The sequence below is a fragment of the Tamlana crocina genome, assembly GCA_040429635.1.
Classification (GTDB): Bacteria; Bacteroidota; Bacteroidia; order Flavobacteriales; family Flavobacteriaceae; genus Flavisericum; species Flavisericum crocinum.
Window position 1 is genome coordinate 3,080,928 of record CP158972.1, and the last position, 24,073, is coordinate 3,105,000.

General features: G+C 37.6%; 22 protein-coding genes (1 of these 22 running past the window's edge). 16 read left to right on the plus strand and 6 right to left on the minus strand.

Translation table 11 applies throughout. The features are described from left to right. Positions 1-52: 52 nt before the first annotated feature. Both ABI125_13535 and ABI125_13540 read left to right on the plus strand, forming a co-directional pair. Positions 53-370 (plus strand): EF-hand domain-containing protein, encoded by a 318-nt coding sequence (locus tag ABI125_13535; protein ID XCF05734.1) that lies wholly within the window; start codon positions 53-55, stop codon positions 368-370. A gap of 634 nt (positions 371-1,004) precedes the next feature. Continuing rightward, the gene (locus ABI125_13540; protein XCF05735.1) at positions 1,005-1,808 is read left to right on the plus strand and encodes a DUF1080 domain-containing protein; all 804 of its coding nucleotides are present in this window, start codon (positions 1,005-1,007) and stop codon (positions 1,806-1,808) included. On the opposite strand, the gene ABI125_13545 is transcribed toward ABI125_13540, so the two are convergent. Next, the gene (locus ABI125_13545; GenBank protein XCF05736.1) at positions 1,805-2,032 is read right to left on the minus strand and encodes a VF530 family protein; all 228 of its coding nucleotides are present in this window, start codon (positions 2,030-2,032) and stop codon (positions 1,805-1,807) included. The two genes, ABI125_13540 and ABI125_13545, sit on opposite strands and share 4 nt — an antisense overlap. Positions 2,033-2,249: 217 nt before the next feature. Then, the gene (locus ABI125_13550; protein XCF07909.1) at positions 2,250-3,518 is read right to left on the minus strand and encodes a DEAD/DEAH box helicase; all 1,269 of its coding nucleotides are present in this window, start codon (positions 3,516-3,518) and stop codon (positions 2,250-2,252) included. A gap of 236 nt (positions 3,519-3,754) precedes the next feature. On the opposite strand from ABI125_13550, the gene ABI125_13555 reads away from it, so the two are divergent. Continuing rightward, on the plus strand, positions 3,755-4,342 hold the full coding sequence (locus tag ABI125_13555) for an alpha/beta hydrolase (GenBank protein ID XCF05737.1): 588 nt from the start codon (positions 3,755-3,757) through the stop codon (positions 4,340-4,342). Between the two features lie 75 nt (positions 4,343-4,417). Here ABI125_13555 and ABI125_13560 read toward each other — a convergent pair whose 3' ends face one another. Next, positions 4,418-5,128 (minus strand): uracil-DNA glycosylase family protein, encoded by a 711-nt coding sequence (locus ABI125_13560; protein XCF07910.1) that lies wholly within the window; start codon positions 5,126-5,128, stop codon positions 4,418-4,420. Between the two features lie 185 nt (positions 5,129-5,313). Between ABI125_13560 and ABI125_13565 the strand changes: the two genes are divergently transcribed. Then, positions 5,314-5,448: a 30S ribosomal protein THX gene (locus ABI125_13565; GenBank protein ID XCF05738.1), complete on the plus strand. Its 135-nt coding sequence runs from the start codon at positions 5,314-5,316 to the stop codon at positions 5,446-5,448. A 67-nt stretch (positions 5,449-5,515) separates the two neighbouring features. Here the strand turns inward: ABI125_13565 and yaaA are convergent, their stop codons facing one another. After that, positions 5,516-6,274, minus strand: coding sequence for a peroxide stress protein YaaA (gene yaaA / locus ABI125_13570; GenBank protein XCF05739.1), 759 nt, complete (start codon positions 6,272-6,274; stop codon positions 5,516-5,518). Between the two features lie 168 nt (positions 6,275-6,442). Here yaaA and trmD point away from each other — a divergent pair, with 168 nt between their 5' ends. From trmD to ABI125_13620, 10 genes are all read left to right on the plus strand, one after another. Further along, the gene (trmD, locus tag ABI125_13575; GenBank protein ID XCF05740.1) at positions 6,443-7,120 is read left to right on the plus strand and encodes a tRNA (guanosine(37)-N1)-methyltransferase TrmD; all 678 of its coding nucleotides are present in this window, start codon (positions 6,443-6,445) and stop codon (positions 7,118-7,120) included. Between the two features lie 265 nt (positions 7,121-7,385). Then, the gene (gene rplS / locus ABI125_13580) at positions 7,386-7,736 is read left to right on the plus strand and encodes a 50S ribosomal protein L19 (protein XCF05741.1); all 351 of its coding nucleotides are present in this window, start codon (positions 7,386-7,388) and stop codon (positions 7,734-7,736) included. An 861-nt stretch (positions 7,737-8,597) separates the two neighbouring features. Then, positions 8,598-10,808, plus strand: a complete 2,211-nt coding sequence (locus ABI125_13585; protein ID XCF05742.1) for an NADP-dependent isocitrate dehydrogenase — start codon at positions 8,598-8,600, stop codon at positions 10,806-10,808. A gap of 121 nt (positions 10,809-10,929) precedes the next feature. Next, positions 10,930-13,302, plus strand: a complete 2,373-nt coding sequence (locus ABI125_13590; GenBank protein ID XCF05743.1) for a TonB-dependent receptor — start codon at positions 10,930-10,932, stop codon at positions 13,300-13,302. A gap of 4 nt (positions 13,303-13,306) precedes the next feature. After that, positions 13,307-14,122: a DUF4249 domain-containing protein gene (locus ABI125_13595; GenBank protein XCF05744.1), complete on the plus strand. Its 816-nt coding sequence runs from the start codon at positions 13,307-13,309 to the stop codon at positions 14,120-14,122. A 103-nt stretch (positions 14,123-14,225) separates the two neighbouring features. Continuing rightward, the gene (locus ABI125_13600; GenBank protein ID XCF05745.1) at positions 14,226-15,470 is read left to right on the plus strand and encodes an RND transporter; all 1,245 of its coding nucleotides are present in this window, start codon (positions 14,226-14,228) and stop codon (positions 15,468-15,470) included. 1 nt (position 15,471) lies between these two features. Further along, positions 15,472-16,824: an ABC transporter permease gene (locus tag ABI125_13605; GenBank protein XCF05746.1), complete on the plus strand. Its 1,353-nt coding sequence runs from the start codon at positions 15,472-15,474 to the stop codon at positions 16,822-16,824. Between the two features lie 65 nt (positions 16,825-16,889). Then, on the plus strand, positions 16,890-18,350 hold the full coding sequence (locus ABI125_13610; GenBank protein XCF05747.1) for a TolC family protein: 1,461 nt from the start codon (positions 16,890-16,892) through the stop codon (positions 18,348-18,350). A 29-nt stretch (positions 18,351-18,379) separates the two neighbouring features. Further along, on the plus strand, positions 18,380-19,201 hold the full coding sequence (gene murQ / locus ABI125_13615; protein ID XCF05748.1) for an N-acetylmuramic acid 6-phosphate etherase: 822 nt from the start codon (positions 18,380-18,382) through the stop codon (positions 19,199-19,201). Continuing rightward, positions 19,191-19,421 (plus strand): DUF6095 family protein, encoded by a 231-nt coding sequence (locus ABI125_13620; protein XCF05749.1) that lies wholly within the window; start codon positions 19,191-19,193, stop codon positions 19,419-19,421. Before murQ ends, ABI125_13620 begins: the two co-directional genes overlap by 11 nt. A 2-nt stretch (positions 19,422-19,423) precedes the next feature. Here the strand turns inward: ABI125_13620 and ABI125_13625 are convergent, their stop codons facing one another. Beyond that, positions 19,424-19,924 (minus strand): hypothetical protein, encoded by a 501-nt coding sequence (locus tag ABI125_13625; GenBank protein XCF05750.1) that lies wholly within the window; start codon positions 19,922-19,924, stop codon positions 19,424-19,426. A gap of 433 nt (positions 19,925-20,357) precedes the next feature. Between ABI125_13625 and ABI125_13630 the strand changes: the two genes are divergently transcribed. Continuing rightward, positions 20,358-20,960, plus strand: coding sequence for a hypothetical protein (locus tag ABI125_13630; GenBank protein XCF05751.1), 603 nt, complete (start codon positions 20,358-20,360; stop codon positions 20,958-20,960). A 37-nt stretch (positions 20,961-20,997) separates the two neighbouring features. Next, positions 20,998-22,704: a hypothetical protein gene (locus ABI125_13635; protein ID XCF05752.1), complete on the plus strand. Its 1,707-nt coding sequence runs from the start codon at positions 20,998-21,000 to the stop codon at positions 22,702-22,704. Between the two features lie 27 nt (positions 22,705-22,731). Here ABI125_13635 and ABI125_13640 read toward each other — a convergent pair whose 3' ends face one another. Further along, positions 22,732-24,073, minus strand: the 3' portion of a protein-coding gene (locus ABI125_13640; GenBank protein ID XCF05753.1) for a helix-turn-helix domain-containing protein. The gene runs 1,100 nt beyond the window's last position; only the last 1,342 of its 2,442 coding nucleotides appear in the window; its start codon lies beyond the right edge, outside the window; its stop codon occupies positions 22,732-22,734.

Below are 24,073 nucleotides of genomic sequence, written 5' to 3' on the forward strand. Positions count from 1 at the left end.
CTATTTTTAAAAAAAAGAGTCTAAAACCCAAATAACTTAAATTGTTTTACACATGAAAAAAGCAACTTTAAAATTAGGCGTTTTGGCTTTGGTATTTATGTCTGGTTTAGCTACTTCTGAAGCACAGGAAAAGGAAAAAAAAGCTCCAAACTTTGAAAAAATGTTAACCCGTTTTGATGCCGACAAAAGCGACTCCATTTCTTTAGACGAGTTTAAGTCTGCCAAAAGAAAACGCGAAGTACCTGCAGAACGCTTGGAAAAAATGTTCGCATCGCTTGATGGCGACTCTAACGGCGAAGTGACTCTAGAAGAACTTAAAGTCAACTGGGGTAAAGGTCGAGAAAAAGGTAAAGACAAGAAAAAAGAGTAGTTTATTTACTCATTAAAGAATTTAAGACCCCACTGAAAATCGGGTCTTTTTTTGTGTCAATTTTTCTTCTTGTTTTTCAGCATATTTAAATATATCGCTTCCACTTTAGTGCGCGCCTATGGCGTGCGGCTTAAAAATTCTTAAGCTCGAATTCACCGAAGGCTTCAGAAAACACCCATTTTTATGATATAACCCAATACGACGCCAAATCGTTTATAGCATGGCAACATTTATATATAACTTTTTACAAAGAATCTTTATTTTCAGCATAAAGTATCAAGGTTAAATTGAGTTAATGCTGTTGGCAATATGGCTTATTAAAAGTTAACAAATCTTAATTGAACAAAAATTTTCATTAAGGATAAATAGCTAAAAATCAACTTAGATTTTATATTTTTTTAAAAATTTAAACCCTTTATATTAGCTACTTTAATTTAAAAATAACATATTTGAATAGCCTATTACGGAAAAAACAAACTATCTATAACCTTTTCACTTCTTATTAAATCTCTTGAGTTTACACAGAAGTGTCAAATAGACAGCGAGAATGGGAGTAAAAACTACCTTTACAATCATGCTCACTTTTCGTATCAAAGGGCAACGGTAATATTCATAAGCCAATACAAACATTATAATGCACATAAAACCTATTATCACCATTGTTATATTCTCAATTATGGTGCTTAACTGTAAAGAGAATCCATCAAAAAACAACGAAACAACAGATAAACAATGGATAAGTTTATTTAATGGAAAAAATTTAGACGGTTGGATTCCTAAATTTTATAAAGAAGAAACCGGAACAAATTATTTAAACACATTTAGAATTTCAAATGGCTCTATTCAGGTAAATTATGATAATTATGAACGTTTTGATGAGCGCTACGGACATTTATTTTATAAGACTAAATTTTCCTCATATCATTTAAAATTTAAATATCAGTTTACTAGCCAATGGATGGAAGATGCTCCTCATTTCACTTACAGAAATAGTGGTATTATGTTTCATGCACAAGACCCAAAAACCATTTTAAAAAATCAAAACTGGCCTATTTCGGTAGAGTATCAAATATTAGCTGAATCTAAAGAAAACGAACATAGACCCACTGGAAACATGTGTTCGCCTGGAACAGATATTGTTATAAATAACGCAATAAGTGATTCTCATTGTGTAAGATCTTCCTCAAAAACCTATAAATGGAATGAATGGGTTAATGGCGAACTTATTGTGTATAAAGATTCTTTAATACAACATTTTGTAAATGGTGAAAAGGTTTTAGAATATAGCAAACCTCAAATTGGCGGCAACATATTAATACGCGATTTCGATCCAAGTATTAAAATTAATGGAAAACTTCTCAAAGAAGGATATATTGGATTACAAGCTGAAGGGCAAGGTATTAACTTTAAAGATATTGAAATTAAGATTTTAGATTAACGCCTATTATTTTCAAGCATATTTAAATACATGGCTTCCACTTTAGTGCGCGCCCATGGCGTTCGGCGTAAAAACTTTAAGCTCGATTTCACCGAAGGGTTATTTGTAAAACATTTAATGTTTATGGTGTAACCCATATATTCCCAACCGTAATGCGCCACCAATTCGTTGATGATTTGTTCCAGTTTTACACCGTGCAACGGATTATTGGGTTGCGATTCCATTTACTAGATTTTTGATTTTGTCGAGGTTGTCTAAAAATAATTAATTAACGTCATTGCGCGAAATTTTATTTCGAAGCAATCTCTTTATCAGCAACTTGATTTTTTGAGATTCCTTCACTTTGTTCGGAATGACGCCTTTTAAGACAGCATCCTTTTCAATGTAAAAATCCACTCGAATTGACCTAGCACCGCCATTCTGCACTCAATCAGACTAATGTTAAATTCGTTTGTCGTTAGTACGCTTTGGGCGTCTGGAGTTTCGGCTTCTTCCCGAATTTCGGTTCGAATTACGTGGGTTTCTGTTATTCCTGTTCCGATTTTGACCAGGTTTAATCGGTTCGGTAGAGGCATTGGGGTCGGGCTCAAAACCTTCCAAAATTTCAACTTCAATTTTTTCACCAATCAGTTTTTCTATACTTTTTAAATACGAAGTTTCATCGGCACTTACCAAAGAAATGGCTTGTCCGTCGGCACCTGCCCTACCCGTTCTTCCAATGCGGTGTACGTAATCTTCCGGCACATTGGGCAGTTCAAAGTTAATAACGTGGGGCAACAACGGAATATCCAATCCGCGGGCCGCTATATCGGTAGCTACCAACACGCGCACACTGCCATTTTTAAAATTGGAAAGCGCTTTGGTACGTGCACCCTGACTTTTATTCCCATGAATGGCCGCAGCGCTTATGCCAGCCGCCATCATTTTTTTGCACAGTTTGTTGGCGCCGTGTTTGGTGCGGGTAAATACCAACACCTGTTTCCAATTGCCATCGGAAATCAACTTAATAACCAATCCCGTTTTTAAGCCCTTGGCCACCCGATACACTTTTTGGCTTATGAGCTCTACAGTGGTGTTTTCGGGTGTGGCTTCCACCTGCACAGGCTGGTTTAAAATACCGTGCGCCAGTTTTTTAATCTCTTTTGAAAACGTGGCCGAAAACATTAAGTTCTGTCGTTTTTCGGGCATCAGGTTAATGGTGCGTTCAATATCGCGTAAAAAGCCCATATCGAGCATACGGTCGGCTTCGTCCAAAACAAAAACCTCAACACGTTTTAGCGATAACAACCCCTGACTTTGCAAATCGAGCAAACGCCCCGGTGTGGCCACCAAAATATCAACGCCTTTGCGTATTTGTGCCACTTGTGGTTTTTGGTTTACGCCGCCAAAAATAACCACGCTGCGTAAATTTAAAAAGGCACTGTATTCCTTAACATTGGCGTACACCTGTGCCGCCAGTTCGCGGGTGGGCGTTAAAATTAGGGCGCGAATGGGGCGGTATTTTTCTTTTGGGTTTTCCGATAAAATATGTAACAACGGCAAGGTAAAACCAGCGGTTTTTCCGGTGCCGGTCTGTGCCGATGCCAAAACATCTTTGCCCTGTAATACAGGCGGAATGGCTTTTTGTTGAATGGGACTTGGGGTGGTGTAACCTTTTTGATCCACCGCTTTTAATAAGGCTTCCGATAAGCCTAAAGATTGAAATGACATATAATTTGTTTGAAAGCCCATGGTGGGCGTTTTGAGATGATGACTTACAAATTAAATATCACCCCCTTTTTTTATTAAGTGGCAAATGTACGGTTAATTTATACAGCACTGCGATTTATTTTAAACCTCTTGACTTTGTAAAAAATTTCAGCTACCTTCGCTTAACGACGGATATAAGTCATTTAGGAAACGACGCATATCCTTAAAGTTGTGGTGCATTTGACAAAATATCGTTTATGAAAGAAAGATTAATCATAATTTCAGACTTGTGGGGTCGAGAAAAATCTGAATGGTTAATAAATTATACTCGAATTTTAGAAGCAAAATTTGATATTGAGTTTTACGATAGTTGCGAACTTGGAGAAATTGACAAAACAGAATACAGTCAAACTAACTTGCACAAACAATTTATTGAAGGCGGAATTGAAAAAGCAGTGAATAAACTAATTGAAATTGAAAAGCACTCGATAAATATTTTAGCATTTAGTTTAGGTGGAACTATAGCTTGGAAATATGGAATTAGAAGTGGAAAAATTAATTCTCTTGCCTGTGTGTCTTCAACTAGATTAAGAAAAGAAACTGAAAGACCTAATGGAAGCCTAAAACTGTTCTTTGGAGAAAATGATGAGTTTAAACCAGAAATGGAATGGTTAGAAAAGATGGAATTGGAATACAAAATATTATTGGACAAAGGGCATCAAGTTTATTGTGAACCTGAATTCGCTAAACAGTTAAGTGAAAAAATAATAAAAACGACACCACAACAATGTATAACCGCAATTACGGCGGATTCGACTACGTCCGAATCCACTCGAAATTGCTAACGTCAGTGTTAAACCGAAAATCATTATCTTTAATTCCGTAACTGACGGTTATACGAGACCGTTAAGCGAACCACTTCAAAAAAACTCCCGATACTGCATCACCCGGAAATCGAAGGTATTAAAATCGGGGTTTTTGGCTTTTAGTTGTTTGTACAGCGGCAATCGGCTAATGGAGATATTGGCGGCACCGGAGCCGGAGGTTAATGATACGGTTTTTATTTTTCGGTTTTTAGGGGTTTCGTCCCGATAGTTATCGGGACCGCTCAACCTCACATCCGTTTCGTTTGGCATGACGAATTCGTGTATGCGTGGCACTTCGTTGGAGACCAGTTTCAGTTTTAATCCGTAATCTTTTAAATGCTTTCTAAAAAAATATTCGGGACCGTTTTTACTGTTTCCGCCGGTAAATAAAATGGTATCGATATTGGGGTATTGTTGCAAATAGCCCAGCACATTGCGCAGTTTGATGTTTTTCATGCCCAAATCGGAGGCATCGATTTTTTCGCGTTCGGCACTTTCCACAATATCACACACGCCAATTTGGTGTTTTATTAAAAAGGCTTTGCGCTGCTGCACGGCTTCCTCGGAATTATCGAAAGGTAAATTGAGATTATGGATTTTATCTATAAACAGCCACAGCGAATTGTAATAGCTGCCGTAGCAAAAATCGACGTCCTTTTCCAGCAAATCGCCCGTGGAGAAGCGGGGTGGTGGCAAAGTGCCCACAATGAGCTTTGTGGTGTTTTCTTTTATAAACGGCGAGTATGGATGCTTATGGAAAAACAGAAATTTGAATTTTAGTTTTGAATTTTTTATATTTTGCTAAACTGGTGGTCATTCCGTCCCGATAGCTATCGGGATTATTTTGGAATCTCACCAGAACAAAACTATTATGAGAACCTGAACCCCTTCGACTGCGCTCAGGGTGACAAAGGTTCAAATTATAAAAATATCATTTAAAACAAAAAACAATGGGAAAAGGAGACAAAAAAACAAAACGCGGCAAAATATACCGTGGCACGTTTGGAAAAAGAAGACCTAGAATTAAAAAGAAACCTTCGGTGGAAAGCCAAATTAATGTGGGCAACAAGGCAACGCCCAAATAAAATGGCTGTGTTAAAAGCTGGAGCCGTTTATGAGTTTGTTCCGGCTTTTAACACAGATTCATTGAGTTTATCTAATAAAAACCAAATCGTTGTCTTTAGACATGGGCTCACTAAAACTATAGCCTTGGTAATTAAAGCCTTTTAAATCGTCGACGTTTTGTGCATTGGTATCTACAATATATCTGGCCATTAATCCTCGTGCTTCTTTGGCAAAAAATGAAATTACCTTATACTCGCCATTTTTTAAATCTTTAAAATTGGCCGTTACCACAGGAACTTTTAATGCTTTTTTATCGACAGCCTTAAAGTATTCGTTACTGGCCAAGTTTAAAAACAACTCGTCGTCTTCCAGCTCCTCGTTAAGCGCTTTGGTAATATCTTTTTTCCAGAATTCATAGAGATTTTTTTTCGCCCCAACCGGCATTTTAGTGCCCATTTCCAAGCGGTACGGCTGGATTAAATCGGTAGGCTTCAACAAACCGTACAGCCCAGACAGGATACGCACGGTGTTTTGAAGCTTGTCCATTTTTTCTTCCGGAATGGTGTAGGCATCCAAACCTTTGTAGACATCGCCGCTAAAGGCATAAACGGCCGGGCGGGCATTATCGGTAGTAAACGGCAATTCCCACGATTGGTTACGCTCGTAATTGAGTTGGCCCAAAGCATCGGATATGCTCATGAGTTTCGACAAGCTTTTGGCCGATTTCTTTTTAAGCAGTTTGTTTAAGCGTTCCGACTGCTTTAAAAACTGGGCTTCGGTATATCTTTCGGTGGGCAATTTACTTTCAAAATCCAACGACTTGGCTGGCGATAATACTAGTTTCATAGTGGTATTGTTCTCTTTTTCGTTTCGACTCGTTTAACTTATTTCAAATTTACGATTAGTATTGAATTTCTAAATTGTAAAATCCATTTTATTTCCAATACAGCCATAAATCGAATTTATTAAAATGTCTATGATTTAAATTATCTTTGCTGCGCTTAAAGAATTGTTATGCGCATTGATATTATTACGGTTTTACCCGAATTACTGAAGAGTCCGTTTGGGGCTTCCATTTTAAAACGTGCCATTGAAGCCGGTTTGGTGGAAGTGCATTTCCATAATTTACGGGATTACACGACCGATAATTACAAATCTGTTGACGACACCCAATTTGGCGGTGGTGCCGGTATGGTAATGATGGTAGAGCCGATTGACAAATGCATAACCGCGCTTAAAGCGGAACGGGATTATGACGAGGTTATTTACATGACCCCCGATGGCGAAACCCTAAAACAGGGCATTGCCAACCAGATATCGCTAAAAGAAAACATTATTATTTTATGCGGACATTATAAAGGGGTAGACCAACGGGTGCGTGACCATTTTATAACCCGCGAAATTTCCATTGGCGATTATGTGCTATCGGGAGGCGAATTGGGCGCGGCCGTGTTGTGCGATGCAGTAATCCGTTTGATTCCCGGAGTTTTGGGGAATGAAACTTCTGCCCTAACCGATTCGTTTCAGGATAATTTATTGGCACCGCCCATTTACACCAAACCCCGCGAATACAAAGGTTGGAAAGTGCCCGAATTATTATTTAGCGGCAATTTACCCGAAATAGAAAAGTGGCGAGAAGAGCAGGCCTATTTAAGAACCAAGGAACGCCGGCCGGATTTGTTGGAGGATTAATTTTAACCGTGTTAAGGATAGCAGCGACATCCTTTTTTGAGGCACGAAAAAAAGATATAGCGGATAGCCTGACTTTTTGCTTCTGTGAACATTGGCGTAAGCTCCTAAACACCAAGCAAAAAGGAACACCCAAAAAGCGAAAAAAACTTTTTACTTTTTACTTTAAACTATTAACTTTTTAATTATCTTTGCACCCAATTTCGGGTTAACCTCTGGCGAGAATCGTGAATGTTGTTCTGAATTAACCATTTATAATTTTAAAGATATGGAATCTTTAGTAAAGTTTGTACAAGACGAATTTGTAACAAAAAAGGAATTACCAAATTTTTCGGCAGGAGACACCATCACCGTTTACTACGAAATTAAAGAAGGAAACAAAACACGTACCCAGTTTTTTAGAGGTACGGTAATACAACGAAGAGGTTCTGGATCTTCAGAAACTTTTACAATTAGAAAAATGTCTGGTTCTATTGGTGTAGAGCGTATCTTCCCAGTAAACTTACCAGCATTGCAAAAAATTGAAGTTAACAAGCGTGGTAAAGTACGTAGAGCTAGAATCTTCTACTTTAGAGGTCTTACTGGTAAAAAAGCCAGAATTAAAGAAGCCAGACGTTAATAAGATAGTACTGAAAACATCAGTATTTAAAAGCCTTGGGACATCCCAGGGCTTTTTTATTAACAAATGTTAACAACCTGTGTTTATAATCAGTTTAAAACTAATAGACTTAAAAATTTGGTTTTTAGGGTTTTATATTGTATCTTAGTAGAAGAAATAATGACAACCTTAAAGAAGTTGGTTTCGTCTCAACAGCGAATTTGCATTATATTCTAAATAAGGTAACGTTCTTATAAAAATTGTTTTTTGAGGTTATTTAACAACAACGTGTATGCGTCTGTAAATGTTAAAAACCATGATATCTTAAATAGAGCGGTATGCCCAGCAGACGGTAACTAATAAGGTTGAAAGCTTAAAAATCAATATAAAGCGAAAGTTTTTGTTGTAATGCAAGCAATGCTATTAATAATTTTAACGCGAAAGCGAAGAAAAAGTTAATAGTATCAAGAAAAACAATTACGGAAACATGAAATAATAGGTCAATACATTTTGAAAATTACGTAATGTTTCTTTGAAATAACAACACTTGAACCAAAAAATTTGAATGAAAATTTTGAGTTTGATAGTAGAAATACTAAAAGGGCACGTTAAGTTATTTCAAGAAAGCCATGTCAGAATAGATTAAATTCTATAGTGATATGGCTTTTGTTTTTTTATACATTCTGTTTATTTTTTAAAATATTCTTACTCTGTCCCCTCTTTTTTGGTATTATCGCAAATCTGTAAACTCCAACATTTTAGTTAATCGTTTAAACAGGTTTAACTACCTTTTTTTTGTATATTCGCAACGCTAAAAACGAAACGTCTTTTTATTTCGTGCTTTTTGGCCTTTTAATAATTCTAAAAATATAAATCACAGGAATGTCTAAAATTATTTATACAAAAACCGACGAAGCTCCAGCTTTAGCTACAAAATCGTTACTCCCTATCGTAAAAGCATTTGTTAAATCTTCTGGTATTGATATTGAAACCAAAGACATTTCTTTGGCGGCAAGAATTTTAGCGACCTTTCCGGATTTTTTAACAGCAGACCAACAGGTTCCAGATGATTTGGCTCTGCTTGGTGAGTTGGCCAAAAAACCTGAAGCCAATATTGTAAAATTGCCAAACATTAGTGCATCGGTACCTCAGTTGATGGCTGCCATTTCAGAATTGCAGGCTTTGGGATATAAACTTCCAAATTACCCTGACGAGCCAAAAACAGACGCTGAAAAAGATATTAAATCGCGTTACGATAAAATAAAAGGTAGTGCCGTAAACCCGGTGTTGCGTGAAGGAAACTCAGACCGTCGTGCTCCAAAAGCGGTAAAAAACTTTGCAAAAAACAACCCGCACAGCATGGGGGCTTGGAGTTCAGACTCTAAGTCGCACGTAGCTACTATGGAATCTGGTGATTTCGCACACAACGAAAAATCGTTGACCTTAGCTGCTGCTACCAACATAAAAATAGTTCACGTTGATGCCCAAGGCAACGAAAACGTACTAAAACCGGCCTTTCCTATCCAAAAAGGTGAAATTATAGATGGCTCTGTAATGAGCAAAAATGCCTTGGTAAGCTTTTTACAGGAACAAGTAAAAGATGCCAAAGCTAACGATATCTTGTTTTCGCTTCACATGAAAGCAACTATGATGAAAGTATCAGACCCTATTATTTTCGGCCACGCCGTAAAAGTATTTTTTGCTGATATTTTCGACAAGTATGCCGATGTTTTCGAACAAATTGGTGTTGAGGAAAACAACGGTTTAGGAAACGTTTTAGCTAAAGTAAACGAGCTTCCTGCCGATAAAAAAGACGAAATTTTAAAAGCCATTGAATCGGCCATCGCCAACGGTCCCGATTTAGCTATGGTAAATTCAGATAAAGGTATTACCAACCTTCACGTACCAAGTGATGTAATTATTGATGCCTCAATGCCAGCCATGATCCGTAACTCGGGGCAAATGTGGAATGCCGAAGGTAAATCGCAAGATACCAAGGCGGTAATTCCAGATAGCAGCTACGCCGGTGTTTATACAGCTACTATAGATTTCTGTAAAGCCAACGGTGCTTTCGACCCAACCACTATGGGTACGGTTCCAAACGTTGGACTAATGGCTCAAAAAGCTGAGGAATACGGTTCGCACGACAAAACATTCGAAATTGAAGCTAACGGTACCGTAAAAGTGATTGATGACTTAGGAAACACTTTAATGGAACACAGCGTTGAAGCTGGTGATATTTGGAGAATGTGCCAAACTAAAGATGCCCCTATCCAAGACTGGGTAAAATTGGCCGTTACCAGAGCAAGAGCTTCAGAAACGCCTGCTGTATTTTGGTTGAACGAAGACCGTGCACACGATGCCGAATTGATTAAAAAGGTAAACACGTACTTAAAAGACCACGATACTACTGGTTTAGATTTAAGAATCCTTTCTCCTATTGATGCTACTATTTTCACTTGTGAAAGATTAAAAGCCGGAGAAGATACCATTTCGGTAACCGGAAACGTATTGCGTGATTATTTAACAGACTTGTTCCCTATTTTAGAAGTAGGAACCAGTGCAAAAATGTTATCTATCGTTCCATTAATGAATGGTGGTGGATTGTTTGAAACCGGTGCTGGTGGTTCTGCTCCAAAACACGTTCAACAATTAATGGAAGAAAACCACTTACGTTGGGATTCTTTAGGTGAATTTTTAGCACTTGCAGTTTCATTGGAGCATTTCAGTGAAGTAAACAACAATGCCAAGGCTAAAATTTTAGGTGAAACTTTAGATGATGCCACAAGTAAATTGTTGGAAAACAGAAAAGGACCATCTAGAAAAGCTGGTGAACTGGATAACCGCGGAAGCCATTTCTACTTAGCTTTATATTGGGCACAAGAATTGGCCAACCAAAATAAAGATGAAGCGTTGAAAGCCGAGTTTGCTCCAATGGCGGAGCAATTGGCCAAAAACGAAGATATTATTGTAAAAGAACTTAATGACATACAAGGCAAACCTGCAGATATTGGTGGGTATTACGAACCAAGTGAAACTTTGGTAAACGAAGTAATGCGCCCAAGCAAAACCTTCAATGCCATTATAGCCTAATATTACTTTTTTGTTAAAGTATTCCAAAAGCCCCTTTTTAAGGGGCTTTTTTTTATTTTTATGTAAATTTTAAAATACCATTCTCAAAACTATTCAATCAAGAAAAAGAAACAGACCTTATATGAAAAAAAGCCTTCTTTGTCTTTTACTTATCTGTTTTTACTTCAATGGAATAAACGCACAGGAAAGATTCACAATAAGCGGTACGGTTTCAGATATAAATAGCAACGAGACACTAATTGGGGTAAATATCATTTTCCCAAAGCTAAAATCGGGCACCATCACCAATGAATATGGTTTTTATTCCATCACACTTCCAAAAGGCGAGTACCAAATTATTGTGAGTCATTTAGGCTTCAATACGCATACGGAAACCATCAATTTATCACAAAACACCACTAAAAATTTCAGCCTTACCGATGCCCTTGAAAGTTTGGACGAAGTAGTCATTACCCAAAACATAGAAAAACTGAATATTAAAGCGCCGCAAATGAGTGTTAACAAACTCACTTCGGGCACCATAAAAGACATTCCTGTGGTGCTTGGCGAGGCCGATATTATTAAAGCGATTACCCTGCTTCCGGGCGTAACCACCGCTGGGGAAGGGGCTTCAGGTTTTAACGTGCGCGGAGGAGCTGCTGATCAAAACTTAATCCTTTTGGACGAGGCTACCATTTATAATTCTTCCCATTTATTTGGTTTCTTTTCGGTTTTTAATCCCGATGCCATAAAGGATTTGCGTTTGTTTAAAGGCGGCATTCCAGCGCGTTATGGCGGGCGTGTGTCTTCGGTGTTGGATATTTACCAAAAAGAGGGCAACAGCAAATCGTTTCATGCCAACGGCGGCGTTGGTTTGGTATCGAGTCGGTTGTTGGTTGAAGGCCCCTTAAAGAAAGATGAAGGCGCGTTCCTGTTGGGTGGCCGATCCAGTTATGCGCATTTATTTCTTCCGTTGTTCGATATTGACAACGAAGCCTATTTTTACGACCTCAACACCAAATTAAATTATAAATTAAACGATCGTAATAGCATTTACTTGTCTGGATATTTTGGACGCGATGTGTTTAGAATTGAGGACACTTTTGAAAACGTTTATGGTAATTCGGTCTTAAATTTTAGGTGGAACCATTTGTTTTCCGACAAGTTATTTTCAAACCTCTCCTTTATTTATTCCGATTACTATTACAACCTCAAACTGAATTTTGTGGAATTCGATTGGGTTTCGGGCATTCAAAATTTCAATTTAAAGTATGACTTCAAACACTATATAAGCAATAAATTAAAGCTTCAATATGGATTAAACAGTGTGTACTACAGGTTTAATCCTGGAGAAATTAATCCAACCACCCCTACTTCGGGAATCAATCCTTTTAAACTCACCGATAAGTATGCTTTTGAAAATGCCCTCTATTTGGATGCCGAACGAAAGCTATCGGAAAGATTGACCGCATCCTTCGGTTTGAGGCTAAGCAGTTTTCATCGTTTAGGGCAGGACGAACTTAATATTTATGCCAATAATCAAGCGGTAACGTTCAACAAAGATTTCCAAATCTATGAAAAAGCCGATACCATTGGTACAGAATCATTCAAACAAAAACATGTTATTGAAAGTTTTTACAATCTGGAACCCCGAGCGTCGTTGGCCTATCAATTAAATGATGACAGTTCCATTAAATGGAGCTATAACCGCATGACCCAATATTTACATCTGCTATCAAACACCAGCTCACCTACCCCTTTGGATATTTGGACGCCCAGCGGAAAATATATAAAACCCCAGTTATTAGATCAAATAGCAATGGGCTATTTTAAAAATTTTAATGAAAATCGCTATTCCCTAGAAATTGAAAGTTTTTATAAAAAGGTTAAAAACCGTATTGACTATATTGATGGTGCCGATTTAATTGCCAACAATGCCATAGAGCAAGTTATCCTCAACGGAAAGGCACGCGCCTACGGTATGGAATTTTTATTAAGAAAGAATGAAGGAAAATTTAAAGGCTGGCTGGCCTATACCCTATCAAAATCTGAACAGCAAACTCCGGGAAGAACACCTGAAGAATTGGGCATTAATAACGGCAATTGGTACAACACGCCGTACGATAAAACCCACGATATTTCCATAACCAGCAGTTATGATTTTAACGACAAATGGAAACTGAACACCAACTTTTTATTCCAAACGGGGCAGCCCACCACCTTCCCCAATGCGCAATATACCTTCAACGGATTGAACATTCCCAACTATTCAGGTAGAAATGAAAACAGGCTGCCCAGTTACCACAGGTTGGATTTCGCCTTAAATTATACTCCTAAACCCAACAAGAAATCGGGCTTGCAATCGCAATGGGTGTTCGGAATTTACAATGTGTACAACAGAAGGAACGCTGCTTCTATCAATTTTAACCGAAATACAGATACGGGAAGGAACGAAGCCACTAGGCTGTCCATTTTCGGCATTGTACCGTCGGTATCGTATAATTTCAAATTTTAAAAAAATGAACGCGCTTAAACATATCCTTTGGTTTCTTCCGTTTTTAATTTGGTCTTGTGAAGACGTGATTGATGTCGAGCTTGAAAACTCTGCACCCCGATTGGTTATCGATGCGTCATTAAACTGGATAAAAGGTACAACTGGAAATATTCAGAGCATTCAACTTAGCTTAACCTCTCCTTATTTTAGTAATGAAATTATGCCCGCTACCGGAGCGGTAGTTAATGTTAGCGACAACAACAGAACCTATCGTTTTCTTGAAGATGGCGATACAGGTTTCTATAGAACCGAAGGGTTTCAGCCGGAATTGAATGGCGTTTACACGCTAAATATTGAGTACAATAACGACATTTATACGGCTACCACCGTTTTAAAACCCGTAGTGCCCATAGATTATATTGAACAAAAAAATGACGGTGGTTTTGCTGGCGACGAAATTGAAATTAAAGCCTTTTATAGCGACCCCGTTGAAACCGAAGATTTTTATTTATTCGAATTTGTGTTTTTCGACAGTAATAAAATCAGCCTCGAAGTTTACGATGATGAGTTTACCAACGGCAACGAAATTTTTGCATTTTTTTCAGACGATTCATTAAATCCTGGAGATGAAATCATTTTGCGAAACTATGGTATTACGCAGCGCACTTTTGAATACTTCAGCTTACTACTCCAACAAACCGATGATGAGGCGGGCGACCCTTTCCAAACACAACCAGCTACTTTAAGAGGTAACTGTGTAAACCTATCCAACCCCAATAATTTTCCGCTAGGTTATTTTAAAGCCTCAGAAGTTGATGTTTTTACGTACACGATACAATAAAGGCACGAAAATAGTGGTTAAAACATTAAGTTTTATTTAACGTAATAAAATCTTACAGCTGTGATTTTTTCGTAATTTTAAGACTTCATCAATTAAACTAGCCATGACAAAAAAACGTATAGCCGTAATTGTTGGCTTAATCATCATTCCTGTTCTCGCCTATTCCTTTTTCAGCTCTTCAAGCGATGAAAACGTTTCAATTACAAGCAAAGTGGTAAGAGGCACTTTTTTAAACGAAGTATTTATTTCTGGCGAAGCGCAATCTACAAGCTCAAAAGAAATTAACGGCCCAAGCAACGCCCAGCGTTTTGGTTTGTACAATATCAAAATTCAAGATTTGGTTCCCGAAGGCACGGTGGTAAAAAAGGGCGATTATATCGGAAAACTGGATGTTTCAGAACTTAACGGAAAAATTCTGGATGCTCAATTGAACTTGGAAAAAGCGGAATCCAGATACATTCAGCAGCAACTCGACACCACGCTTACATTAAAACAAGAGCGTACTGCCATAAAAGATTTATTGTTTAAAATTGAGGAATACAAATTGGAATTATCGCGCTCTACTTACGAACCACCCGCCACCATCAGGTCTTTGGAAATTAATATTGAAAAAACAGAACGTGATTTAAAGGAAAAGAAAGCCGATTATTCCATTAAAAAAAGTCAGGCCAATGCTAAAATGATTGAAGTAGGCACCGAGGTTTCAAAATACAAAAAGCAAATTGATGAATTGATGGAACTTCAAAAGGAGTTTACCATTTTTTCTGATGACGAAGGCATGGTAACCTACGTAAAGGAATGGAATGGCACCAAAAAGAAAGTCGGCTCCACCATTTCACCGTGGCAACCCGCTATTGCTAGCCTTCCAGACTTAACAAAAATGGAATCGAAAACCTATAGTAACGAGGTAGATATCCGAAAAATAAAAAAAGGACTCACCGCCAAAGTAGGATTTGATGCCTTCCCGGATATTGAATTGGATGGTGTAGTAACCGAAGTGGCCAATGTAGGTGAAACCAAAGCAGGATCAGACATCAAATTGTTTCAGGTATTGATAAAATTGAATGGCACCAGCAAAAATATTCGTCCGGGCATGACCACCTCCAACCGAATACTCACCAAACAAGAGGAAGATGTTTTAATGATTCCGTTAGAAGCGATTTTTTCAAAAGATTCCATCAGCTATGCCTATGTAAAGTCGGGCTTATCCATCGAGAAAAAGCAATTGGAATTGGGACTTTCCAACAACGAGGTAATAATAGTAAACAAAGGATTAAAAGAAGGCGATGTGGTTTACCTAAACCAACCTGAAGATTTGGATGATAAAAGTATAACTCTATTGAAGTAAGATGATAGATAAAATACTTTTAGAAAAGCTAAAATCTAACTTCAGCGAAGCGTTTTGGTTTATAAAAACCAACAAGGTTCGCACTTTTTTAACGGCTTTAGGCATTATTTTTGGTGTGGCATCGGTTATTGCCATGTTGGCCATTGGTAGCGGTGCCGAAAAAGAAATCTTGGCGCAGTTGGAACTCGTTGGGGTTAACAATATTGTGGTAACGCCCATTCCCGACGAAGAAAAGAAAGACACCAGTGAAACCGAGGAAGAAGCCAAAAACAGCGAATCCAAACGGTTTTCAAAAGGATTGGATGTTCTGGATGCGGTTAACGTAAAAAAGCATATTCCCAGTGTTAAAGTGGTAAGCCCCGAAATTATCATGAACACTTACATGATCAATAACGGTAAACAAAACCCCGTAAAACTGATTGGTATTGAACCCAGTTTTTTCGAAACTTCGAATATTTCATTAGACAAAGGAAAATCGTTTTCTGAATTTCAGATTAAAAATGCACTTCCCGTTTGCATTGTCGGTAAAAAAGTAGAAAAGAAACTATTTACCGGAGAGAGTGCTCTGGGGAAACAAATAAAAGTTAAAGACGTTTGGCTGCAAGTTATCGGCGTTATTGAAGAAAAATTAATTTCTGACAAGGCTCAGGAAAATTTAGGCATCAGAGATTTAAACGAAGATGTTTACATTCCCATAAACACGTTTTTGGTAAGGTATAAAGACCGGAAAATAATCAGTGATAATCCTGCGGCACAAAACCGAAACCAAAACGGCCCAGCCACAAAAACACCTCGTGGCAATTATCACCAAATTGATAAACTCACCGTACAAGTTACGAATTCCAACCAATTGAAAGCTACCGCCGAAGTATTGAGTAAAATGCTAAAACGTCGCCACAACGATGTGTTGGATTTTGAAATCACCATCCCCATTCAACTACTCAAGCAGCAGCAAAAAACAAAACAGATTTTCAATATTGTACTCAGTATTATTGCTGGTATTTCGTTGCTTATTGGAGGTATTGGCATTATGAATATTATGTTGGCATCGGTGCTGGAACGCACTAAGGAAATTGGCATTATCCGAGCCATTGGTGCTACCGAAGAAGATGTGATTTTACAGTTCCTTTCGGAGTCGGTTTTAATCAGTGTTGGCGGTGGAATAGTCGGCATTTTACTCGGCATCATCAGCGCTTACATTATCGAACTTGTCTCCGGTATTGAAACGGTTCTGTCTATAACATCCATTATGGTTTCCTTTTTCATTGCCGTTTTGGTGGGGCTAACCTTTGGAATTTTCCCCGCAAAGGCAGCCGCAAAAAAACGCCCCATTGAAGCCCTTAGAACCGAATAAAACCCAAAACTCAACGAATTGCATGAACGTTCTTGTTCTTTGTAATACTCTATAACACTAAATAGATGAAACTAAAACTATTTATCGCACTCGTTATTTTTCCTTTAATCACGTTTTCGCAAACCCAAAAAATCACCCTTTCCGAAGCCATTAGTATGGCCAAGAAAAAATCGCCAGATTACAAGATAAATCTGAATAGAAACCAAGCGAGTTATTGGCAATATAAAAACTATAAAGCCCGTTTTTTACCCGAGTTAAGCCTCAACGCCATTTTACCCGAATATAGAAATGCAGTAAGAAGACTAACTAACGATGAAGGACAGGATATTTTTGTAAACCAAAACCAATTACTACTTGAAGGAGGTTTGTCTATTTCACAAAGTGTGCCCTTTACCGGAGGGGTACTTTCAATAAATTCTAATTTAGAGCGTATTGAACTTTTTGGCCTCGATGACAATATTGGCTATTCCGTTATCCCTTTCAGTGTGAATTATTTTCAGAATTCCGTATTATTCAACGAGTTTAAGTGGGACAAAAAAATAGAACCTTTGGTTTATGAAGAATCCAAAAGGGACTTTATTGAAAATATGGAGCAGATTTCGGTGAGCACTGCCAATAGATATTTTGCGTTGCTAAAGTCGCAAATGCAGTTGGAAATCGCCAAGACCAATCTTAAAAATCAGGACACCCTTTACCAAATTGCCGAAGGCCGATTCAAAATGGGAAAAATTGCCGAAAATGAATTGTTGCAAATGGAACTTACCCTTTTAAATTCCAAAAACAACGTGACCACCAATACCGTTGAAGTAAAACGGACGTCGCAAAATTTGGCCAGATATTTGGAATTGGGCACCGAAAATATCGAGTTGGCCGTTCCAGAAGAATTACCGCTGTTTAACGTGGATATTGAAAAAGCACTGAGCGAAGCCCAAAATAATCGAAAGGCCGTTATTGAATTTAGAAGAAAACGCTTGGAAGCCGAAAAGGAAGTGGCGTTTCAAAAAGGCAATAACCGATTGAGACTGGGTGTTTCTGCTAATTTTGGTATTTCGCAAAACGGTGACGATTTCAATAATCTGTTTAATAATTACAACAAACAGCAAAATGTTCGTGTGTCGTTGGGCATTCCCATTTTCGATTGGGGCGTATCAAAATCCCGTCGGAAAATGGCCGAGGCTAACCTCGATTTAACCAACAACAACATAAAACAAGACCAGCAGGAATTCGAACAGGAAATTTATCTGCATGTACTCAATTGGAGTAACCAACGTGATTTTTTATTCACTTCGGAAAAAGCAAAGGAAGTCGCTACCAAACGATACGATATTTCACAAAAACGATACATTTTGGGCAAAATCACAATCACCGAATTAAACATTGCCCTTCGAGAACGTGATGAATCCGTACTAAAATATTTAAACTCGTTAGAAAGTTTTTGGCGCGATTATTACATTTTAAGGCAACTCACACTTTACGATTTTATAAACGACAAAAAAATAGAAGTTGAAGATGTGCTTTATGATTAAATCTAATCATTAATTGCTATTTTTGGCACATGGGTTTTACAAAAACTACCGAGCAGGATTCAAACTACAACCACTTGGAAAACATGTCGGTTTCAGAATTATTGACCAACATCAATAATGAAGACAAAACCGTGCCTTATGCCGTTGAAAAGTCGCTTCCGCAGATAGAAAAATTGGTGGAACAAATTGTATCAAAATTAAAAACGGGAGGCCGGCTGTTTTATATCGGTGCGGGCACCAGTGGCCGATTGGGCATTTTGGATGCTTCGGAATGTCCGCCCACCTTTGGCGTACCCCACGAATTGGTAGTCGGGCTTATTGCCGGTGGCGACCAAGCCATCAGAAAAGCCGTTGAATTTGCTGAAGATTCATTAACCTTGGGTTGGGAAGATTTACAAAAACACCAAATCAATAGCAAAGATGTGGTAGTTGGCATTGCAGCTTCGGGCACCACACCTTACGTGATTTCAGCATTAAAAGCCTGTAGCGAAAACAACATCATTACGGGCTGCATCACTTGTAACCAGGAGAGTCCGTTGTCTAAAACGGCACAATTCCCTATTGAAGTTATCGTGGGACCAGAGTTTGTTACGGGAAGTTCCAGAATGAAAGCCGGAACCGCGCAAAAACTGGTTCTAAACATGATTACCACTTCCACAATGATTCAACTGGGGCATATTAAGGGCAACAAAATGGTGGATATGCAACTGAGTAACAATAAGTTGGTGGACCGAGGTACAAGAATGATTATGGCCGAACTCGATATTCCACAAAAAGAAGCCGAAGCCCTGCTCAAAAAACATAAAAACGTGCGATTAGCAATTCAAAATTATAACAACTATGGACAATAAAACAGATAAAGTCGTTCTTTTTAAAGGCATAAAAATTTTAATATTTGCAGTATTGAGCCTGTTTATTGGCCCTATTTTGTTAACCTTTGCTTTTAGTCAACCAGAAAACTCCCTTTACATTCCTCTTTTAATTGTTGGGTGCTTAATATGTGCCATGGCCGTATTTTTAATTTTTAAGGGCATCAAAATCATCATGAGCAGTATGTTTAAAAACAAATAGTTTTAAGCTACCGGTCTTGGCTGTGGCGTAGTAGGATTGTATCCAAAATTGGAGTCTGCAATTTCAATTCCCAAGCCATCTAATATATAGTTTATAATAGCGTAATGGTGAATAGTATGGCTATTCGCTTGTGCCAATAAAGCACCTAGTGTGTATGGAATTTCTGTTTTCCCCATACCCAAATCGTCAATTACTAAAACCGTTTTTGCTATGTTTATAGTTACGGAATTCAGCTTCTCTATAATAGAATCCAAATAATGTTGGGCACAACCACAGTCCGTTTCCACGTCCCTGTTTCTGCTTCGTGCTGTTAAATCAATTTTATCTTCTAGATTGCATTTAAAAATACAATCGTAAAAATCTAAAATATGTCGGATATGGGTGCCAATGCTGGAATGGTACGGCGGAACCGAAGCATCACATAATTGGACGTTCGATATACTATTCAACAAAACTTGAGATTTTTGGAGCGTTTTTAAAGTCGATTGAATGATGATATCCATAGACACTAAAAATAGCTAAAATATTTTTAAACTAAAAGACTCCTTAAACGATCTTTCCTATTTTTTAAAAACTTGATGTATTGTTTATACGGGAAGATAAAATATTCTTTTTCAATAAAATAACGTGAGTTTGATTTAAGAATTCAGTGTTTACGTTTACGCTAGTGTTTCCAATAAAATTGACTGTTGTCACCTTGAGCGGAGTCGAAAGGTATGAAAAACGAAAATTTCAATTAGGTTTCGACTCCGCTCAACCTGACATATTGCATTAATTAATAATTTGGCTTCTGAATAAATGGTTATATCGAACTCACGTTAAAATATATTTCTACATTGCTTAACATGTTACATATCTAGCATAGATTGAAACATTTGTTTGATTCGCTTTTCATTTTTCAGCATAGCTTTACTTCTCTTAAATCTCAGTTGAAATATGAAAAACATTTACACCTCCAAATTTCACATTATTATTTTTCTCTTTCTGTTGGGCACGGTTGGGTGCTCTAAAGATCCTTCAAATGACAAAAAGGAGAACGGCGAAAGAGATCCCGACGGTTATTACATTAGCATAGACTACAAAAGCATTTATGGCGATGTACTTATGGAATATGATGGCGACGATAATATACAGGCCGATTATGGGTATTCTGGAGCGGGAATAATTAATTTTGATATTGGCATTCACGACTATAGTCCGCAAACTTTTTCTATTGGCTTTGTTAAAGCCGTTAGCAGTACTGACTACAACCCGAAAGCAAGTTATTCAGTAGCTACATACTTCCCTATTGTAAATGACAAACCCATTGTTGGTGGAAACGCACAGATTATTTTCAATGAAGATTATGAAAATGCCATTTGGTTAGATACTTCATTAAAAGGCGAAGGCAACCTTAAAATAATTAATCACAGTAGCGGCAAAGAAGATTTTATAGTAGAATTTGATTATACCTGTTATGCTATAGACTATGCTACACTAACACAATATGCAGAAGCCAAAATAAAAGGCCGTGTACAAGTAAAAAAACGCATCCACTAGCCATGGCAAACACATAATAATTTAAAAAATAAAAGTCATGAAAACGAAAACACTAATAATGGCGCTGTTGACACTTTGCTTTACAATGCCTACACAAGCTCAGTTTTTAAAAAAACTGAAACAAAAAGCCGAACAAGCGGCCGAACGCACCATTTTACGAAAAACCGACGAAGTAGTCAGTCAAAAAACAGAAAAAACCATTGACGATGCCACAACCAAAAAAGACAAGCCTGAAAATGATAATTCACAAGAAACCGAAGAAACACCGGCTGTTTTAGAACCTGCCAACTCGGCATTAAACATAAACACCCAAGCTAAAAAAGACTTTTACAAAGAAGATGTAGTTATTAAACTCCACGAAAATGGCAACCTTAACCAAACCCAATTTTTTGATGCCGAACAAGTGGCAGTGCGTTCTACTCATGACAATATGCCCAAACCCAGCTATATTGATAGCGAGGGATTTATTTACGCATTCAAAGATGGTGAATATACAAAATCATCCATCGTTGCACTGCAAAGCCAAGGTATGATGATGCCAACCATGATGGTTGAAGCCTATAAACTACCACCCGAGCCTGTAATGGCCAATTTGCAAAAACAAACCGATTTGGGCATGATGACAAATCCGTTCAACGGCATTGTAGAATTCGCTTTTATATATGAACCCGAACATTTTAGATATGAAGATTTTAAGGAAAGCAAACAAACCTTAAGGGGAAAAACTTATACCAAATTCGATTTTCTTAATGAAACCGGTTACGAAGGCAGCTATGTGCTTTTTGATGACCAAGACCGTTTGGTCGAAATATATACTAAAAAGTCAGATACTGGGCAATCTGCTAGTGCTTTCGATATGAATATGGCACCTCCTGGTGAAAGTCTATTGGTTTATAATTACCAAGCCGTAACGGTACAGCTACCACAAGCTAGAGAAGTTAAGGCGCAAGGTCAAGTTCTTATGGAAGGTGTAATGAAAAATATTGTTAAAGGAGGAAATCAACCCAAAGAGGATATTGATGAAGATGATTACGACACCAGTAATTCCAAAGGTCAAGTTAAATCGGTTAAAACAGCCTTAAAAAACCATAAAGTTAAGGCAAGTGATTTACCCGATTCTTACGACTTCGACTGGCAATTACAAACAGAAATGGTTTTAAACACCAAGAAAAAAGAAACCATGGATATGACCTTTTTAATAAAAAAAGGCGCTAAATATCAAGGGACAAACATAAGCATTCGTGAAAACAAAAATGCGGGCAACACCACCATGCTATTCGATTCGGACTTAAACACAATGATTATGTTTATGGATGCCCAAGGTTCAAAATTCCTCCAAATGTTTCCTATTCCCGACCCCGGAAATAGCACTGAAAAAATAGACAACTACAAAATTTCCGATTTGCCTTCAAAAACCATTATTGGCTATATCTGCAAAGGGCTCCAATTTGAAGATGACAGGTACATCATGAAAATATACCATACCACCGAAGCTCCCATTACACTATCAAACTTTTTAAATTTTGGCAATCAAAAAAAGATGGATTTTCCTGATATAGACCCCAGAATTGTGAAGCAATTTTCAAACGGATTAATTATGGAAATGGATATGATTGACAAAAAGAAACCGAAAAATAACGTCAACATCATTGCAAAATCATTGAACAAAAAAGCCACTTCAATAAAACCAAACCAATACCAAACTATGGATTTGTTTTCTGGATCCGGTATGTTAGGCAATTAAGCTAGAAAAAATAAGAAATTAGAAATATCAACTTTTAGCTAAATCATTTACCACCAAGCGTAATTCGGCATAACTGTATTTGTCGTCCAACTGCTGTTTCAAATCCGACAGGCCTTCAAAACTTTTTTGGGGAATTATGCTCTTGAGTTCGTCATAATCTTCAGCAGTCATTAAATCGGTTATTTTAACTTCACCGGTTGCAATAAAACTGGTCAGATGGCCGAAAATGGTATTGGAAGTCAGTTCACGTTCTTCAGCAATATCTTCAATAGATTTTCCCGATTGGAATAATTGTAATGATTCCTTTTTGGTATCTACTTTCTTCTTCGTTTTCTTTGGTTCGTCAAAAATTTCAGCTTCACCCGAAATTTCAATATCATGCTCCTCGCAATATGTCCTAATCACTTTCAAAATAGCGGTACCGTATTTTTCAACACGTGTTTTTCCCATTCCGTTTACTTTTAAAAGCTCACCGTTATTTGTCGGCAAGGTTTCACACATGTCGTATAGAGCCTTTTGAGTAAACACTTGAAAATGTACCAAACACTTTTCCTGAGCAATATCGTTTCTAAGCAGTCGCAGTTTCTCAAAAAGTTCGACGTTACTTGTCCCCTCAACAACGCTTTTTCTTTTCTTTTTAGGCTGTTGTTTGGCATTAAAAACGGCTTTGGCTCTCAATTCTAAAAACAAATTAGAATTAAAACCATTTGAAATTTTATTGAAATACAACAGCTTTATATCTAACAACTCTTCAAAATTATCGAGCTGTTTAGTTATTTCGCTGCCAACCGCTTGGTTATCGGTTGTGAATCCAAAAGTTTTTAAAGGCTCTGCGATGTTTGTTTCTGTTTGGACTTTAAAATAAGCCATGGCTTTCTTAAACCTATCCTGAATGGTCTCGTTTAGTTCTGGTAACTCGTTGGATTGATATGATAATTCTTTGAGTTGATTTTTAAATCCATTTCCTATTTTTAAAAAATGGGTTAATGTGTCCTTTATTTTTAAAAACACCTTTTCAACTGGTCCTTCAACAATAGTTCTGTTTTTATAATAAATATCCAGAATCCGATTTACGGGATATAATAGTTCATAAAAATCGAAGAGTTCTTCAATTAGATCCAACTGAAAATTTTTCCGGGAATCCTCTAAAATATTTTCATCCGGCGCATTGTTTTCAGCATCTTCATTAAATGCAGTAACATGCGCGTCGCTTATGATCTGATTGGAATGGATTTTACTTTTTAGAACCAAGCCTTCCAAAGACTTGCATCTACTCAATGCCACATAGGTTTGCCCATGTGCAAAGGCACCTTCGGCGTCAATGATTGCTTTTTCGAACGTTAAGCCTTGACTTTTATGAATAGTTATA